The following is an 18,375-nucleotide window of genomic DNA, read 5'->3' as shown; positions in this document are numbered from 1 at the left end:
TGGCCGATCAACCTCTCAGTCCGGCTACCAATCGTCGCCTTGGTGGGCCGTTACCTCACCAACTAGCTAATTGGACGCGAGTCCATCCTCAAGCGAATAAATCCTTTTACCTCTGAGCCATGCGGCTCCGTGGTCTTATGCGGTATTAGCAGTCGTTTCCAACTGTTGTCCCCCACTCGAGGGCAGGTTACTCACGCGTTACTCACCCGTTCGCCACTAAGCATTAAAAAGCAAGCTTCTCAATGCTCCGTTCGACTTGCATGTGTTAGGCGCGCCGCCAGCGTTCGTCCTGAGCCAGGATCAAACTCTTTATAAATGGTATTTAATCACTTACAAAGTGTTAAATCTCTGTAATTTCTCAGACACAATCGCTTGCGTCCTGTCGAATTACTTGTTTTTGGAATTGTTTATCGTGTTCTTTCCAAACACGTTCAAGGTTCCACAAGTTTCAGTATTGTTCAATTTTCAAGGTCCTGTGCCGACCGTTTCTCGCGGGCAGCTTGTTTATTATATCTCATTCAGTTCCGTTTGTCAAGAACTTTTTTGAAGATTTTTTGAAGCCGCCCGGCCGTTCGGCCGGCGCTGCTTGAAGCGGCATTGCCTCATCAAAACAGCTTATTTATTTTACCTCATCCAAAGTCTTTTGTCAAGAACTTTTTTCGAGGTTTTTCGCTGTGCTTTCGGCGGCCTTCCGAAAGGGGTTTGCCGGGTAACTGAGCCTCCCGCAATCAGGAGCAAGTCTCGTTATCTCCGGTTTGTCGCCTTTTTTCAGGGCCTGTCGTTCGCGACAGCTTGACTATAATACATCTTCCCAGCTCAAATGTCAACACCTTTTTTGAGGTTTTTCGATAATTTTTTTGCTTCAGTTTTGGGCAGTCTGTATATGGTGGTCTGACAGGTTTTTCCACACAATTTGTACAGCCTTTGGATGCTTGTCCGGCGGGTACTGCATTCCGGTTTCTTTCCGCCGCCCCCTCTATATATACTTATCATATATAGAGAAGTCCCTCCACATAAAGAAAACCCCGGCGAAGGCCGAAGCCCTCGCCGGGGAATCCCGGATCATATTAGAATCCTGTAAAAGATGAAAGAGAAGACTCTGGATGTCGGTTCAGCGCCATTATGCCTTCTTGCGCTTGCGGGTAGCGGTGACCACGATCCAAGCGGCGCACAGCACCAGCAGCACACCGCTGCCGATGACAACGCCGTAGAGCAGCTGCTGCCACCAGGGCATGCTGGGCACGATCTCGGTGCCCACAGCAATGCCGTTCATGGCGTTGGAGTTAACGGTGGCGTAGCAGACGCGCTTGGCAGACTCACGCATCTGCCAGGCCATGGTGGCGTAGTCGCCGGTGCCGTCGCTGTCGGGACGGTAGGCGTCGAACTGGCCCTCATGGCCGCTGCCGTCGGGAATGTCGCAGCCGCCGGTGTAGATGCCGTAGGCCAGCTCAAAGTAGGGGGAGTTGTCCTGTGCGCCGTTCATGTCGGTGTACATGTCGGTGACGATAGCGCCCTTCATGCCGCACTCGCCGCGCAGGAAATCCTGGCCCAGGGTGCCGTCGGAGGGGCCGGCCATGGTGCCCAGACGGGCGAAGGAAGCCATGGTGCCGTAGGCGCCGCCCTCGGTGATGGGCAGCTCAAAGGCGCGCAGGTAGATCTCGCGCAGGGCCTGCTCGCTGATCCAGACGGCCACGCCGTGACGGGCGGTCTCCTGGTCGTTGACCACGCAGTGCTTGTTGTAAACGTGCACGCCCTTCTCCTCAATGCCCTGGCATTCGGCGGCGGCCATCATGCCGGTGAGGGTGCCGCATTCGCTGTAGTACTCAGCGGTACGGCCCAGGTAGGGGCTGCGGTGGATGTTGGCGCCGATGCCGTACAGACCTGCCATGCCGGACCAGATGCCGTCCTCGCCGATGATCTTGCCCACACGGTAGGCCAGGTCACGGTTGTAGGTGGCGGCAATGATGCCGTTGGCCGGGAAAGCGGTGGTCTTTTTGGAACCGTTGGGATCGGCGTTCTCAGTCAGGCTGCCGTCCGCGTTGACATTGCCCGCGGCGACTTCAGTGCGGTAGGCCAGGCCTTCCTTCTGGGTGTTGTAGGTCTGGTTGAAGCCGTTGGGGCCGTTTTCGTCACTGGTCTCGGGCTTGCCCACAGAGTCCACCATGGCGGTCATGTGGTAGCCGTTGGAGACCAGCTTGGCGGTCTCGTTCCAGGACAGCTGATCCATGAAGGCGTCCCACTGGGGATCGTCATAGTCCACGCCCATCATGTCGATGAGGGTCAGGCCGGAATCCATCTCGTAGGCGGGATAAGCGGTCTCAGCGGTATCCGCCGGGATGGCGATGCCGTACTCCACGGGGCACTGCTTGAGGATATCCTGAGCCATCTGCTCGGTGGCGGTGATGGTGGGACGGCCGTTCTCCCGGTCGAGGGAGACGGTGCCCGCCCAGTCGGCGCGGTCATAGTATTTGACGCTGTTGTCGCCGCGGCCTTCGTAGCGGTTGATGTCGGCGTAGTCGAAGAGGTTGGTGATCTCGTTGCCGGTGGCGTCGGAGACCGAGTAGGTCTCGGTATCCAGGGCCAGGGTGGTCTTCCAGGTCATGGCAGCATCGCCGGTGCCTACCATGCGGGCGGGATCGGCGCCCTTGGCGGCCAGGATGTTGTTGACGGCCTGGTGAGAGTTGGCGGCCACGGTCAGGTAGTAGTCGCCGGGCATGAGCACGTAGGTGCCTGCGCCGTAGACATCGTAGGAGGTGAAGTACTTTTCATCCACCTGGATGGTCAGGGTCTCGGTCTGGCCGGGGGCCAGGATCTGGGTCTTGCCGAAGTTGACCAGCTCCACGGAGGGAACCTGGATCTGGTTTTCCTTGGCGTAGTCGCCGTAGGGCTTGGAGACGTAGACCTGCACGCTCTCCTTGCCGGAGTACTGGCTGCCGGTGTTGGTAACATCGATGGATACGGTGTAGGTGCGGTCATCGGTCTTGGAGACGCTCAGGTTGGAGTAGGCGAAGGTGGTGTAGGACAGGCCGTAGCCAAAGGGGAATGCCACCACCTGGGAGTAGTTGTAATCGCCCACATTGGCAGCGCCCAGAACGGCGTCCTCATAGCGGGTCTCGGTGTAGCGGTAGCCCAGATACATGCCTTCCTGGTAGACGGTGTAGGCGTTGAGGGTGGGCTCGGGCACGAACATGTTGCCCGCCTTGCTGGTGATGCCGTAGGTGTCGGACTCCAGATACTCCTGGTAGCCGTAGTTGACGTTGACGGGGTTCATGTCATGGCTCATCCAGAAGGTATCGGTGGTCTTGCCGGAGGGCACATACTCGCCGGTGAGCAGCTTGCCCACAGCGGTGGCGCCGTTCTGGCCCAGAGTGCCCACCCACAGGCAGGCGTCGATGCCGTACTGCTCATCGGAGATGAAGTCGGCGGACAGCATGCTGGCGGAGTTGATGATCATGACGACCTTCTTGAAGACGCCCTGATCCTTGAGGGCTTTCAGGCCCTTGAGGGTATCCATTTCCTTCTGGGTCAGGTGGAGGAAGTCACCCTCGTAGCCGTCCACAGTGCTGTCCATATCCAGGTCGGAGCCTTCGCCGCCCACACGGCCGATGATGTAGATGGCGGCGTCGCCGTAACTGGCAAAGGTGTCACCCGCAGCGGAGGTGACCATATCCCATGGCACACCGCCGATGTAGATGCCGCCGCTGCCGGCCCAGCCGGCGGAGTAACGGCGGAAGTGGATGGTGGGATCGTAGGGCTCGGCGCCGTTGCCCATCCAGTCGCCGCCGGAGGGGGCCACGTACCAGGTCTCGCTGTAGTTCTGTTTCAGGGTGGGGTTCAGGGTCAGGCCGGCGGCCTCAAAGGCGGTGTAGTAGTCCACAGCCTTGGAGGTATCCACCGAGCCGGAACCGGTGCCGCCGTAGATGGGGTCGGCGCTGGTGATGCCGAACACGCTCACGTTGCTGCCCGAGGCGATGGGCAGGGCGTTGTTGTCGTTTTTGAGCAGGACGGCGCCTTCCGCCATGGCCTCCTCGGTCATCTTGGCGCCGGCGTCGATGAGGGACGCCAGGTCCTCATACTCGGACTTGAAGTATTCGCTGTCCTGGCTGGCCGCTTCCTCGCTGACGACGGTCTTGAAAGAAGAGGTGCCCAGGGCGCTGTTGATGGCGTCCACGTTCTGCATGGCGATGACGCTGCCGGTGTAGGAGAAGCCGAACACCAGCGTCAGGGCCACGGTGCAGATTTTCTGCACCAGATGAAGGGTCTTTGTCTTCATGGGCTCATTCCTCCTTTTCCTTGACCTGCTTCAGAAAGACGTTGACCACATTGACCACCAGCAGCGCCGCAAACAGCACCGTGCAGAGCTGGAACTGCCAGTTGAAGGTAGACGCCTGGATGCCGACCATAACGACCGACACATAGAAGTAGATGCCGTAGATGTAAAACAGCAGGCCGATGAAATCTGCCAGCGCCAGGACCGCGCAGGCCCACTTGGCCGCCTTGGTGAAGCACATGGCCAGCGCAACCACCGCGCCGCCCAGCAAAAAGCCGGTGGCCGGGGCCGAGAAATACCGCGAGCCGTTGTACAGCACCGTGTAGACAATGGCTGCGACCACCGTCACCGCAATCAGGGCCAGGGTGACGAAAAAGCCGTAGCTCTTGTCCTTGAAGAGACTGTTCTTCATTTCTGTTCCTCCTTGATTCTTTCCGCGCACTGCCCCGCCCGCAGGACCGCCCCAACAGGCGGACTTCCCTCCTTTCCGCCCCGGGCAGGGCCGTGCCGCTTTTTCGGTTAAACTGTACAAAAAAAATGCGGTTCCCTCAACAGAAACCGCATAGTTGGTATCTTTTCTATCACAGTTGACACATTTTTTACACAGAATGCTCACAGACAGGCCGTCATTGTTTCTTGCCGGGGTCAAACAGCAGAACATCCAGATAGAACATACCGTCCTTCTGCTTGACAGCCAGGGAGCCGCCGTACTTGGCTGCCGTGCGCTGCATGCTGCGCATGCCGAACCCCGCATACGCCCTGTCACGGGGATCCCGGGGCAGACCGTTTTCCAGCTCCACCACGTCGGGGGCAGGGTTTTCGATGTGAATGGCCGCCATATCCCCTTCCCGCCGGGCAGTAAAGGTGATAAAACGCTGTCCCTCCGGCATGCGGGCCGCTGCCCGGAGGGCGTTGTCCAGGGCGTCCCCCAGCAGGCTGTACAGGTCCAGACCGTCTACAAAGGCAAGGCCCGCGCCGTCGGCATAGCAGGTCAGCTGGATGTCTCGCAGACGGCAGCGTTCCCGCTTTTCTCCCAGCACCACGTCCAGCACCTCGCTGCCGGTATGGACCACATCCTCGTAGGTGCTGATGCTTTTTTCCAGGGCGTCCACCTGGTTTTCCGGCACCTTGCCCCGGAACTGGGCCAGCAGCTGCTTGAGGTCGTGGTATTTCTCATTGATCTGCCGCACCCGGTCCTTGCTGGCCTGATACTGGCTGTGCTGGCGGTGCACGATCTCCTGCATGGCCTCCACCCGTCCGGCCATCAGTGCCCGCTCCATGACACTGTACTGCACAATGAGGATAAGGGAGTCGGACAGCAGACGGTAGAGATAGAGGCTCAGATTCAGAGAAATGCTGTGCTGCTGTCCGTCCCGGGTGAGACGGGTCAGTCCCGCACAAAGGAAGAGCACTGCCACCGAGAACAGCGCCTTGTACTTGCTGTCCAGATCCCCCGGTCCCTGCCGGGTAAAGGGGCGGAAGAGAAAGTATCCCGCCAGATACAGCCCGCCGTAACAGACAAGGTCGAACAGCAGCACGCCGGGGGTGGTGGAGGCAAGGTCCCGGAAGAAGGAGAAGGGCATGGTGTATCGCAGCGCCGCCTTGATGTCGCTGGCCATGTCCTGCAGCACATAGCCCGACGCGGTGACAAACAGCACTGTCCAGACCGACTCGTTGTAGCAGAACCAGACCAGCAGGTTGAGCAGAAGATACAATATGGTGATGACCGTGAATTCGGCCATCATACCCCGGGCAAAAAGCAGCCGGGTGACGATTTCCACAAGGATCATGCCGGCAGCCAGTCCCAGCGTCAGCCGCAGAACAAAATGCCGGCGCCGTTCCAGAGAATAGCTGAAGACAAACACACCGCACATGGCCTGAAAAAGCAGCAGAGCCTGCCAGTGGGCATCATACCAGAGCGGCATCAGGGGGTCCCTCCTTTGTATTGAGCCAGAGCCTGCAGAAATTCCTTGCGGCGGGTGCGGGTGACGGTCAGGCTGTCCTGCCCCACCAGAACCCGGTCTTTTTGCACCGTCCGCACGTATTTCAGGTTGACCAGGCAGCTGGTACTGCACCGGGCAAAGTGAGCCCCCTGCAGCAGTTCCTCGTAACGGGAAAGGGTGCCCCACTGGCGGATGACCTCGGTGCCGGTGTGGAGAAAGACATCGTGGGCCTGCACCTCGATATAGAGGATGCTGCCCGCCGGGATGCGCCGCAAAAGGCCTTCCCGAGTTTTGATGTCCAGCACCGGGCCGTCCGCCCGGGCGGACAGCGCCCGCAGCGCCCGTTCCAGCTTGACCGAAAAGGCAAAGTAGTCCACCGGCTTGAGAATGTAGTCAAAGGCCTGGACCGAGTATCCCTCGATGGCATACTGTGCCAGGTTGGTCACAAAGACGATCATGACCCGGGCATCCTTTTCCCGGATGCGGCGGGCGGTCTCGATGCCCAGCTGGTCGGGCAGGCGAATGTCCAGAAACAGCAGGTCAGCATCTCCCCGGTAATCCTCCAGCAGGTCGAAAGCCCGGGCATAGCGTTCCAGCTCATAGCTGAAGTCGGCGTGCTCCCGATGGTATCGGTCCAGATACTGCGCCATCCGCTCCGCCTGTGCCTTGTCATCCTCCAGGATGCAGATTTTCATGATGCCGCCCTCCTATCTGCTGCCGCCGGATCGTTCCTGCCGCAGTCGCGGGTGTTTTTCATCCTATCACATTTGTGCCGGGCTGTCACGGGATCAGCGGCAGCCGTGGTTTTCCTGCCAGATCACAATGGTCTCGATGTTGCTCTGTTCCACATCGCTGACCGGCACCTCGCCGGTGTTGGACGCGGTGTTGCTGCCGCAGATGGCCGTGTACCAGTCCAGAGCGTTGAAATAATCGTAGGCCAGCTGGGCGCTTTCGCTCTTGTCCGGATGGAAGTTGTAGCCGTAGCGGGCATAGATCTCATTGATGGCGTGCTGGCTCAGCAGGGCTGCGTCGGTAGTCGCCATATCCCCGAAGGCCCTATCCAGGTCATCGTAGGTGAGCAATTCCGTGCTGCTGTAGGGGAAGAGGAAGTCCTCCACCGGGGCGGTTCCGCCGCCGGGCAGGGCAATGGTTTCCCCGTCATACTGGGGAAGGGCAGGCTCCGGCGTGGGGGTGGGTTCCGGCATGGGGGTGGGGACCTCTTCCTCCTCATCCTCCTCCGGCGCCGGGGAGGGCGTTTCTTCCGGCGCGGGCGTGGGCGAAGCAGCCGCGGTCACCGAACTGCTGCCGGAGGGATCCTCCCGCCGGGGATTTTCCTTCCCGGCCTGCTGGTTGAGCAGAACCATGGCCACCGCTGCCCCCACGGCCAGCACCACCACAGCCACGGCCAGCACCACCCATTTCACCCAGGCGTAGGGGGATTCATACCGTTCCCAGTTTTCCCGGCGTTTTGCGGGCCGGGCGGCAGAGGTGCGGGGAGACGGGGCGGAATTGCCGGAGGACGAAGTCTGTTCCAGAGGGCTGCCGCAGACCGGGCAGAATTTTGCCCGGGGATTGGTGATATTCTGTCCGCATTTTTTGCATTGCATGGCTGTGTATCTCCTTTTCAGGTCCGGTTTGGCCGTATACAGCAATTCCCCGGCGGCAGAACATGCCGCCGGGGAATTCTGTTGGATGGTTTGGTTCCCGTCAGGGAAGCTGTGCGTAGTTGCGGGCGTTGAAGTCGTCCTCGCTCAGGAATGCGATGCGGTTGACCTTCCAGACGCCGTCCTCCCACACCAGCTCAATGGTGCGGTGGTTTTCCACCTGCTTGCTGTCCCCGGTGGAACGGCGGGTGCAGGTGCTGCGGAAGTAGGCATTGTAGATGACCTTGCCGTCCTGATACAGGATGGATTCGGGATCGCACACCGCGGTAAAGTCGTCCACATCGTAGATGTTTTTGGAGTTTGCGTCGCTGAAAACGTTCTCGCTCTGGTCGGAGGTGTTGGTGGCGGTGGAGAAGGCCATATAGCTCAGCGTCTGATCGTTGATGCAGCGCAGGAAACCGTCATAGTAGGCCCAGGTCAGCACATCCACCACTTTTTCGGAAGGCTCCGCCTTGCCGTCGGCGTCGCAGGAGACATACTGGCCGTAATCGCCGGAATCTCCCATGGTCATATCGTTGCCGTACTTGTAGTTGTACCAGACGGCCGCCGTCTGCCAGCCGCCGCCGTCCACCGGAGCAATGACCCGCACCTGTGCCACATCGGGGATGTAGGAGCGCTGGACCACTGCGTCGTGGCCCACCATTTCATAATCCACCTCGGCGCCGTTCACCGTGATGACCGCGTCGTCGGGCACATTGCGCAGCACTACCTGGCTGTCGCTGGCCTGGGCGGGCTCCACATAGGCGTCCTCTTCTTCCTCTTCCTCATCGGGCCGTGCTGTGGCCAGAGAGGAGGAGTAGGACGAGGAAGGTGCATCATCTATCACCTGGGACTGGGTATGGCTGCCGGTGTCCTTGTCCTCCATGAAAAGGCTGAGGATACTCTCGCCGTTCAGGAAAGTCATGCCCCATATGACCAGTGCCGCCACCAGAACGACAACGATCACCACCACCGCGATGACCCACTTCATCCAGCGGTTGGGGTCCTGATAGGTATCCCATTCCGGCCGGGAGTTGCTGGGCCGGCGGGCTCTGGTCTGCCGCTGGTTCTGCGGAGCATTCTGGGGCTGCGGGCTGCTGTCCAGCGGTTTGCCGCACCCGGGACAGAATCTTGCTTTGGGATTGGTGATTTCTCTGCCGCAGTATTTGCAGGTCATGGTAGTCACATTCCTCTCTTGTCAGGACTGAAAGTTGGCATTGGCAAAATACCAGTCGCCGTCGATGTTGACGTAGCTGATCTCGCCGGTGGCGGACTGGCTGGCCGAGTCGTTTTCCAGCGTCAGGGTCACCACACCGGAAGCCCGGGTGCCGTCGTCGCTCACTTCCAGGCTTTCCAGCTCCAGGTCCAGCTCAGGGATCTGCATGGCGTCCCGCTGCTCCTCCGGCATAATGTCGAAGCAGACCTCCGCCAGGGCGTACATGGTCTCGGCATCCAGATCCAGGTCGATGTCTGCCGCCGCGCCCAGCAATCCCATGCTCAGGTCCAGCACTGCGTTGACCGTATCGGCCAGGCTGGGTTCCAGGCAGTCAATGACTCCGTCCATATCCAGATTGTTGTAGCTCCGGCAGAACCGCCGGTTGAGCTCGTCGATCTCCCGTTCCGGGTTGGACCCGCACGCCGTCAGGGAAAAAGCCATCAGTACGCATGCCAGAGCCGCCGCAATTCGTCTCTTATTCATGATACTCTCCTTCTTCGTTTCCGTCAATTCAAGGTACTGCTTCCAAAGTAATCGATACCGGTATCAAAGTAATCCTGTGCCGCGGCGTTGGCCTCGTACCGGGCGCCGTGCAGGTAGGCACGCTGCAGATAGGTCTCGCACTTGCCCTGGTCTTTGTCATGGTAGTACCAGGCCATCCACACCTCGGCGGGAGCATAGTTCAGGTCCGCCGCCTGATTCATGTAGTCCAGCTTTTTGGTATCGTCGCTCATATTGCCGGCGATAACGCAGCCCGCCTCGCCGTAGCCGCGGTTGTAGCATTCCGTGGCCATGGCCACCGCATTTTCCGTATCGCCGCGCACCGACAGGCAGAGCGCCAGCTCATACCGGCCGCGGTAGTTGCCCGCATCCGATGCCGCCTGGAAGTAGCTCTGGGCGGTATCCACATCCCGGGACGTACCGGTCAGCAGACTGTTGTAGTAGATTTCGCCCCAGTAGTAGTTGGCCCAGGAGCTGCCGGCCTCGGCAGCCTGGTTCAGCAGCGTGGTGCCGCTGCTGGAATCGCTGAACAGCCGCACATAGCCTTCCGCCGCCATAATGTCGGGGTCGTCCGGATCGCCGTAATCGTACAGGAAATCCAGCGCCGTCTGGGCGCCCTGCTCATACATCAGCACCTGGGCCATGTCGCACAGAGCGTCCACGCTGCCGGCCTCGGCAGCCTCCCGCAGCAGGCTGTCCGCCTGCTCGGTATCCACCTTGACGCCGATGCCCGAACGGGTCAGCAGCGACAGCTGATACTTGGCGTCGGGGGCATCGCTCTCCTGCAGGCCCTCGATGCAGTCGTTGAGGGCGGTCTGATCCGCCGTCTCAATATAGGTGTCGAAGTTCTTCATGGCCTGGTCATACACTGCATAGCCGGAGCCCTTTTCCAGAGCTTTGGCGAACAGTTCGTCGGCCATGGCTTCATCGGCGGAAACACCGTTGCCGCTGCGGTAGCACTCGCTGAGCAGATACAGCGCATCTGCGCTGCCCCAGTCGGAGGCCTTGGTCAGCGCCTCCACGGCCTGCTCGTACTGCTGGCTGCGCAGGGCGGTGCTGCCTTCCCGGAAGTACTTTTCGCTCTGCACCTTGAACAGCGTAAAGCCGCCCACACCCAGGGCCACCGCCAGGATGATGACGAGCAGCACCAGGGTGCGCATCATCGACCCCCGGGCCTCCATGCTCTTTTTCACCGAGTTGCGGCTCATGGCAATGCGGGTGCCGCAGCCGGAGCAGTTGGCAATGATGGAAATATCGTCGGCGGGCAGATCGTCCACCCCCATCATGCCGCCGTTGGGCCACAGGGTCACGCCGTCGATCTTCTGATTTTTTCCGCAGTGCGGGCACTTGATGGTGACCTTCTGCGGGAAACTCAGGAACACAGGCTCAAAATACTCTCCCGTATCCTGTGCGGACGCACTTCGGCGGTATTCGTCGATGGTGTCCAGAATATATGCTTTGTCCCGATTCACGCCTTTGTCTCCTCCCCAAACGTATCACTGAAACACAGCGGCCGAAATGGATGCTTTTTCCTGTTCCAGCGGATAGTATCTCGACTTGCTGCTGGCGGCCGCCCGCAGCATCAGTCCCAGGGCCTCCTGCTCTGTGGAAGAAAGCCCCGCACAGCGCAGGCCGAACTCACTGCCGTGCAGCCAGGCGCCGCAGTCCCGGGGCAGATCCAGCTGGCCGTCGTGCAGCAGAAGCGGGTAGATCCGCTTGAGATACCCTCTGCCGGCATCCCTGCCTTCCCGCGGGAAATGGGTCACGCCGCGGTCGGGGCAGATGTAGGAGATCTCCTCCCCCATCTGTTCCATGGCCGAAAGGTTGCCCATCACATCGGGGGACTCGGTCACGCCGATCAGATCAAATCCCTCCATCTGGTACAGCGTGCTCCAGTTCACCGCATAGCTCAAAAACGAGAAGTTCCGCCGCCGCTCCACCGGCAGGAGGGAATACATGGCCATGGCATAGACCAGGGTATCCCGCTCGGGGTGGGAGCTGACCAGCAGCAGCTTTTTGCTGCTCCAGCCCAGCTCGGCGGCCAGGTTCACATAGTTCCGGGGCGCCGAGGTGCTGATCTTGCACCGGGGCATGGTGTCGCCGCGGTATTCCCGGGTGGAACCGGGCTGATGACGGGTCCGCAGTTCCTGAATAAGCGGGCTGGGATTGAGTTCCAGCTGTTTTTCCTGCTCGTTCTGGGGCAGTACCACCGCAAAATCCACGCTGGTGCCGTAGCGTCCGCTGGCATCCTGCTTGACATCGGCAATGCCGTAGACCATGGTGCCGGGGCCGAAGCAGCCCCGCAGGCAGAAGATGCTTTCCGGCGCGCCGGGGTTATAGCCGTGGTCGCCGTAGATATTGGTGAACAGGTTCCACAAAAGACCGGCGCCCTTGCGGTTGTTGATGTCGGGGTCGATTTCCCGGGGCCACTTTGCGCCGAAAAAGCAGAAGCCGGACCGTGCATCGCGGCCGTAATGGTCATAGTAGAGTAACACCCTGCCGCCTCCTTACGTTGTCTGAGGATACAGTCCCTGGCGGGCAAAGCTCCACAAAAGCGGCAGATCGCAGCCGCGGGGGGCAAAGTTGCCGAACTCGTCAAAGGACTGTGCCATGAACAGGCGCACATTTTCCCGTCCCAGCATATCGCTGATGGCATTGTAGGTACCTTCCAGGCGGTAGTCCCGGGACGCCACAAACTTGAGCAGCTGTTCGCTGCTGGCGTCGATGCGGCGCATGTCGATGGGCTGATGGGGCTGGAAGGTCAGGGGCGTCATCGCCTTGGCAATGCCTTCCACCGCCTGCTCCAGCTGGTCGGCCTTGTAGAGCACCAGTGCCAGGTTCACGTCGTTCTGCTTCATCTTGGTGCCGAAGTTGCTGCTCAGGGCGGTGATCACGTCGGAGACGGTGCCGATATCAGCCAGGTCCACCAGGCACAGGCAAGTCCTGGCAGTGGCGATGTAGGGCGCCTTCTGGGAGATCATCTGGATATTGGTACGGAAATGCTCGCCGGGCAGGTCATAGAAGGCCAGTGCCAGAGGCTGGGCCTCCGCCCCCGGCGTGAGGGAAAAGATGTAGGGGCCGTGATAGTTTTCGGTAGCGCTCCAGCCGGAGGAGGCGCGGACGCGCTCCACCGGGCGGCCGTCCATGGTGCCGTTGGCGATGCGGTCGGGGTCGCCGCGCATCAAAATTTCAATGTTGCGCTCCACCACGTCGTCGATCTGCCCCTGTTCGTTCAGGGTATTGTTGATGCAGCCGATGCCGTCCCGCCGCAGCTGATAGATCATGGCCGCCTCAAAGGTCGTCTTGCCCGAATGGCTGGCGCCCACAATGGCCATCTGCTGCATGGGCATGCGCCCTGCGCTGGTGTAGAGCTTGTTGTGGCAGTAAGGGCAGACCCGGTCCTCCATCTGGTAGCCGTTGCGGTTGCGCAGACCCACCAGCAGACCGTCGCTGTAGACCTTGTCCTGTTCCGGGAAGTAGGCCGGATCGACCACCTTCATGCGGATGGCGGAACCTTTGGCAATGCCGTGGGTGGTGTAATAGGCCTGCAGGTAGCGGTCCTCGCCCCGGTAGCGGGCCAGGTCATTGCCCGTGGCGTCCAGATTGACCGCATTGTGCCGGAACACCACACTGTTGGCAGGGTAGCGTTTCATGCACAGCGGACAAACAATATCAAACAACATTCTTCCATCACCCCAACTCAATTACGCCCTTGCGGGTCACAATACCCCGGGCATCCATGGCCGCGCCCTCGACCCTGCGGATCTGCAGTCCGTCCAGACCGTCCAGCGTCTGGGGCGTGATCTCCGCCCCGCGGGCCACCACCCGGAATGCCTCCAGGATGAACTGCATGCTCTGCAGCTTGGCAATGCCCAGGTACTGCACGGCGTAGGGATTGGGATACAGCGCCACCGGACTGCCGCCCTTGACGCAGGTCAGATAGGGCGCATTGGGGTCCTTCTCCACTTGGATCACATGGTAGGCGGCGCGCTGCCCTGCCTGATAGGCATTGAGGCTGTTGGCAATGTCGATGGACGCGCCCAGATATTCCGGGTTGCCCAGCATGGCCTGGGTGGCTTTCTGGGCGCCGCCGGCCAGCAGGCTGTTATAGTAGGCGTTGCTCTTTTCCACCGGGTCCACCGGCGCCGCCGGGCGGTTCTGCTGGATGGGCGGCTGCACATTGCGGTGAGCAGCCGTCTGCGCGGCGGCTTCCCGCATCATGGCATTGCTCTGGGCCTCGGTCAGAACCGGGATCTGCTGGAAGGCGTATCTCAGCTTTTCCTCGGTGGTGGGCTCGCGGGTGCGGGCCTTCATGTCGGCGATCTCACGCTCCAGGGACGCTGCGCGCTCCTGGCTCTCGGTGAGTTCCCGGCGCTGCAGCAGGTTGGACACGATGCCCAGCACCGCGCCGGCCAGCAGCATGAGCATACCCAGAAGGGTCACCACCAGCTTGACGATATTGATGCCGCCCTCTTCCTGACGGTCTGTCCGGTCCGGGGCGGGCGCCTCGGGCTGTTCTTCCGGGGCAGCGTCGCCCTCGGGGGCGGGCTCGGTGTCACCCTCCTGGGCAGGCTCTCCTTCGGAGGAAGGCTCGGCGGCGTCATTGCCCGGCTCTTCCTCAGAGGGCTCCGCGGCGGAGCTGTCCGGCTCGCCTTCGCCGGAAGGCTCGCTGGGGGTAGTGTCCACCAGGCCCTCGTCCTCTCCGTCAGCGGCGGTGGAATCCTCCGCCGGTCCAAACTGAACGCTGGTCAGCGGGCGCACCTTACCGTGGGCCTGAGGCTGATCCCCGTCTCCCTCGTCAGCGGGCTGTGCATCGGTGGAAGCGGTATCCTGGCTGTCGGCGGAGTCATCGGCAGGCTGGCCGTCCTCCCCGTCGGCAGGCTGACTGCCATCCCCTTCTGCGGGCTGGCTTTCCTCGCCGTCTGCAGGCTGGCTGTCGTCTCCTTCCGCAGGTTCCGCGGACTGGTTTTCCTCACCGGCAGGGGTGGTATCCTTGGGTTCCTCCCCGTCGGTATCCTGACGGGAAATGCTCTGGGACGGGGTATCCGTCACGACCCGGGGCTCCGGATCCTTGAGCAGGAAAACGCCCACCACCAGCAGCAGGGTTCCCACCACAGCCAGTGCCCCCGCAATGATGGGCAGCAAAAGCCCGTTGAGGGGGGCGCCGCTTTCCGGTTCCCGGGCAGGGGCCGGGGCGGCCGGGCGTGCCGGCTTGGGCTGCTTGGCCTGCCGGGGCTGCGCGGCCCCCTTGCCCTGCCGCTGCGGGGCGGCCGGGGCCTGCTGCCGGTTGGCGCGGTAGACACCGTTCTGGTCCATCTGACCGCCCGTCACTTCGGATACCCGGGGGACGGAATCCACACGGCGCGGCTGCGCTGTCCCCTGGTTATAATTATTCCGCATTGTCTCGCACACCTTTCTGCAAGTTACTCAATACACAGACGCCTGCCGCAAAACGCGGCAGGCGTCCAACCGCGGCCAGCCGTCAGCTCAGCAGCTCCTCCGCCATCAGAACGGCGAAGATCGCCTCCCGGACGACAAGGGATACATCGTCGTCCAGATGCGTGTTCAGATCTGTCCACAAATTGTTGGCCGTGTTCATATAATGCTGATACGTCTGGTTCTGCTGCGCATCCCGATTGGATGCATCGTTGACCACCTGAAGCATGGGCAGCAGATCCTGCAGGTTGGGGTCGTCCTCAACCGCAATGCGGATGTAATCCTGATAGGCCTCACGCAGCTCGGATGCAGGGGGATTGGCCTCCTCATGCCGGATGCGCGGCACCAGGCCCCGGTCGGTCTTGCCGGCAAAATCATTCTCATAGCTCAGCATGCCGTCCACAACTTCGATCTTGTTGCCGTCGGCGGGCGGGATGATCTCAAAGCGCTGGCGCAGGCTCTCCACATCGTCGTAGATCTCGTCAAACTGCATGCCGGGCAGCTGGGCCAGCATGTCGAAGGCGTTCTCCTTGAAGGTGGTCTTGTTGGTCATGTTGTAGGCCTGAGCGCCGCCGCCCACCAGATAGATCTTGAAGGTACCGGTCTCGTTGTCGGGGTTGATGCCGGCGCATTCGCCCACCAGCAGGCCCAGGACAAACAGAATGCCCTTGAGCTTGAAGCTGATCATGTTGCGCAGTTCACGGCAGGCAGCACCGCCCCAGTAGGTCATGTCCACGCCGGGCTCTTCCAGCAGAGTGTTGAGCAGGGCGGTGAGGGCCGGGAAGCCCGGCGACTTGAGGGACTGGATGCTGGACAGAGAGGTCATGTAGCTCTTGACCGCCTCGATGGCCCGCTTTTTGCTGCCCATGGCGGTGGTGCTGCTCAGGTCGTTCTCGCTGAAGCCGAAGATCCGGGGGAAGACCTGATTCATGATGTTGGAATGGGACTTGAAGTAGACAAAGAAGGTATGGCTGAACAGCTGGTTGCCCGCATAGCGGAAGGACAGGTTGGCGCCCTGCACGGCGGGGAAGGTCTTTTCCTTCTTGAACTGCTGTGCCGCGCGCTTGATCATGGCCTCGTCCCCGCGGAAGATGGGGTCGTCGCCGCCCAGAGGCGCACGCCAGACCGTCATATCGCTGGTGCCGCCGCCGATGTCCACCACCGCAAAGCCGGGGCCCTTGGAGGCCATCATGGCGGCCTTTTCCATGTTGGTCTGAACATGGTAGGAGGATGCCATGCGTTCGGTCAGGCTGCCCGGGGTGTCGATGGCGGGGAAGATGTTCATGCGGTTGATGTAGTTGATGGCGCTGTCCCAGAAGCTGGTCAGGGTATTGCGGTACTGATCGTTGGGATAAGAGAAATAGTACTCAATACCGGATGCGCCCACGCACTTGGCCTCCAGCGCGCAGAGCAGCGCCAGATGCTTGATGAAGATCTCCTCCGCCTGGTTGACGGCAGCCAGCGGGGCGCGGACATCGCTCTTCAGATAGGAGAAGATGCCCACCATATCCAGGTTGGTGTTCTGCTTGGCAAAGTAGTCGATGACGCCGCTTTCCGCCAGCAGGATCTTGCCGCTGCGCAGAGGATCGGCGGCGCTGCCCTTGTACAGCTGGGCCACCGAGGGGAACTTGTAGGGGCGGGAGCTCTTGGACAGGCCGTAGTAGCGATGGAACTCGTTGATAGCGCTGTCGTTCTCATCGGAATTCTTGTTGAACTGGACCAGAGCGCAGACGCGGTCGCCGTTCATGACCTGATGGATAACGCCGCCGGCCTCCACCGCGCAGACCGAGTTGCTGGTGCCGAAGTCGATGCAGGCCTTGGCGATGAGCGCCGTGGCGGGAATGACCTGGTTGCCCGCCGGCGCGGCCAGCAGGCTGCCGCACTCCAGCACGTTGCCCAGGGCATCGGTGTAATGCAGGGGCACAAAGGAGGGGAAGTTCTCGCTGAAGCGCATCTGGATCTGGCGGTTGACATCATCCCGCGGCTCCACAATGGTGATGTCGTCGGGATCGGCCACATAGGACAGGCGGCTGTCCATGGCGTCGATGACCTCGCAGTTGGAAGGCTCAAAGGCCACCTGGTTGTGTGCCACCATGCTGACGGTGTACATGTTCCACTCGCCGCGCTTGAGGTTGACGTAGGGCCACATGGAGAAGTAGGGGAAGTTCTTGGCAAACACGATCTGGCGGCCGTTGTACTCCTGGGTGCGGGAGACGATGAGGCTGCCGTTGCGGTAGACCAGCTCCACCCGGATGCGGCTGTTGGCGATAAATTCGTCCTCCACCTTGATCTGCAGCAGCTCCAGGGGCTTGTAACCCTTGCTGTCGGGCTCGTCGTACTGTTCCAGCAGGTTGGCAAAGTCGGCCGTGATGGGAGGCAGCACCGACAGCATCTGCTGGTTGGCGTCCTTGACCACGCAGTTCCAGGGGGTGGTGGTGGACAGCTTGGCCACGTTGGTCAGCATGAGCCGGGGGGTGAACAGCTGGATGCCGTCCATGGAGATCTGATAGTCCGGCACACGGCAGAAGTCCTTCTGAGAGAAGGCGCCGAAGTCGATGGCGTCCATGGTGGGGGGCAGTCCCTGGCAGGGAATGGTGCCCTGACGGCCCTCCACAGGCAGGGGCGTGCCGTGGCGCAGCTCATCGCGCCAGGCGCTCAGGTTGGTGGCCAGGCCGGTCTTCATCTTGCCGGAGGCCACCGTGGCCTGACGTTCCAGCCAGAGGGCCAGCTGCAAATGCTCGGCCAGCATCTTGCGCTGGGCGTCCAGCGGCTTTTCGTCATAGCCGTCGGTCACTTCCCGCCAGGTGCCGGTATGGGCGTCATACCACGGCACACCCACCAGGGCGGCGGGGTCGATGTTCTTCAGGGGCACGATGAGGATGTTGGGGTCCACCACCGCCAGAGCCCGCTGCTTGGGCTGGCCGTTCTCCCACACCGTGCGGTAAAGCACATAGTAGGTGTTGTGGTCCAGCATCTGCAGGCGTTCCAGTTCCCGCTTGTAGATGGGGCCCGGGCTGATGTGTCCGCCCACATGGACGGGCGGCTGGGTCATGTCCACCAGTTGCAGCGACAGCTCAAAGCCGTACAGCTTGCTCAGGCCCACCATGGCCAGAACGCCGTGCCAGCACCGCACATAGCTGCTGCCGGCGCGGTTGTGCAGGATATCGGCGCGCAGATACTCAATGTATGCGCCGATGTTGGGGATGGAGTGGTCGCTGCCCTTCAGCTCCGGAGGCAGCGACGCCTTGATCTGATTGGCCAGGCCCGCCAGCTGGTATCCGGCGGTCAGTGGCGACATTCCATTGGGCACCGGCGTGACCGGTGCCGCGTTATCCGCAAAATTCAAAGGCAAAAATGCCGGCATTG

Annotated in this window: 12 protein-coding genes and 1 rRNA gene; all 13 read right to left on the bottom strand. The window is 61.1% G+C overall.

All coding sequences use genetic code 11. The annotated features are described in order from the left end of the window. Positions 1-316 (bottom strand): 16S ribosomal RNA (locus tag INF35_RS09210); the annotation flags it as partial. A gap of 804 nt (positions 317-1,120) precedes the next feature. Continuing rightward, complete coding sequence (locus INF35_RS09205; RefSeq protein WP_193501713.1) at positions 1,121-4,273, bottom strand: beta-glucosidase; 3,153 nt, start codon at positions 4,271-4,273, stop codon at positions 1,121-1,123. Between the two features lie 4 nt (positions 4,274-4,277). Continuing rightward, the gene (locus tag INF35_RS09200; protein WP_193501711.1) at positions 4,278-4,682 is read right to left on the bottom strand and encodes a hypothetical protein; all 405 of its coding nucleotides are present in this window, start codon (positions 4,680-4,682) and stop codon (positions 4,278-4,280) included. Between the two features lie 214 nt (positions 4,683-4,896). Then, on the bottom strand, positions 4,897-6,195 hold the full coding sequence (locus tag INF35_RS09195) for an ATP-binding protein (protein ID WP_193501709.1): 1,299 nt from the start codon (positions 6,193-6,195) through the stop codon (positions 4,897-4,899). Next, positions 6,195-6,908, bottom strand: a complete 714-nt coding sequence (locus tag INF35_RS09190) for a LytR/AlgR family response regulator transcription factor (protein ID WP_193501707.1) — start codon at positions 6,906-6,908, stop codon at positions 6,195-6,197. The genes INF35_RS09195 and INF35_RS09190 overlap by 1 nt, the downstream gene beginning before the upstream one ends. Before the next feature lie 93 nt (positions 6,909-7,001). Continuing rightward, a complete protein-coding gene (locus INF35_RS09185) occupies positions 7,002-7,820 on the bottom strand; it encodes a hypothetical protein (RefSeq protein WP_193501705.1) in 819 nt (272 codons plus the stop codon). A 100-nt stretch (positions 7,821-7,920) separates the two neighbouring features. Beyond that, a complete protein-coding gene (locus tag INF35_RS09180) occupies positions 7,921-9,042 on the bottom strand; it encodes a zinc ribbon domain-containing protein (RefSeq protein WP_193501703.1) in 1,122 nt (373 codons plus the stop codon). A 12-nt stretch (positions 9,043-9,054) separates the two neighbouring features. Continuing rightward, positions 9,055-9,555 (bottom strand): hypothetical protein, encoded by a 501-nt coding sequence (locus INF35_RS09175; protein ID WP_193501701.1) that lies wholly within the window; start codon positions 9,553-9,555, stop codon positions 9,055-9,057. A 23-nt stretch (positions 9,556-9,578) separates the two neighbouring features. After that, complete coding sequence (locus INF35_RS09170; RefSeq protein WP_193501699.1) at positions 9,579-11,045, bottom strand: tetratricopeptide repeat protein; 1,467 nt, start codon at positions 11,043-11,045, stop codon at positions 9,579-9,581. A 24-nt stretch (positions 11,046-11,069) separates the two neighbouring features. After that, the gene (locus tag INF35_RS09165; RefSeq protein ID WP_193501697.1) at positions 11,070-12,068 is read right to left on the bottom strand and encodes a hypothetical protein; all 999 of its coding nucleotides are present in this window, start codon (positions 12,066-12,068) and stop codon (positions 11,070-11,072) included. Between the two features lie 12 nt (positions 12,069-12,080). After that, a complete protein-coding gene (locus INF35_RS09160; RefSeq protein ID WP_193501695.1) occupies positions 12,081-13,256 on the bottom strand; it encodes a hypothetical protein in 1,176 nt (391 codons plus the stop codon). A 7-nt stretch (positions 13,257-13,263) separates the two neighbouring features. Next, complete coding sequence (locus tag INF35_RS14165) at positions 13,264-14,973, bottom strand: ICP22 family protein (protein ID WP_235983171.1); 1,710 nt, start codon at positions 14,971-14,973, stop codon at positions 13,264-13,266. An 82-nt stretch (positions 14,974-15,055) separates the two neighbouring features. Beyond that, positions 15,056-18,373: a hypothetical protein gene (locus INF35_RS09150; RefSeq protein ID WP_193501693.1), complete on the bottom strand. Its 3,318-nt coding sequence runs from the start codon at positions 18,371-18,373 to the stop codon at positions 15,056-15,058. Positions 18,374-18,375: the final 2 nt, after the last annotated feature.

Origin of the sequence: Gemmiger gallinarum (assembly GCF_014982805.1) — a bacterium.
In the GTDB taxonomy this organism is placed as follows: domain Bacteria; phylum Bacillota; class Clostridia; order Oscillospirales; family Ruminococcaceae; genus Gemmiger; species Gemmiger gallinarum.
The sequence above is the reverse complement of the archived record's forward strand: the minus strand, read 5'-3'. Positions and strand labels throughout refer to the sequence as shown.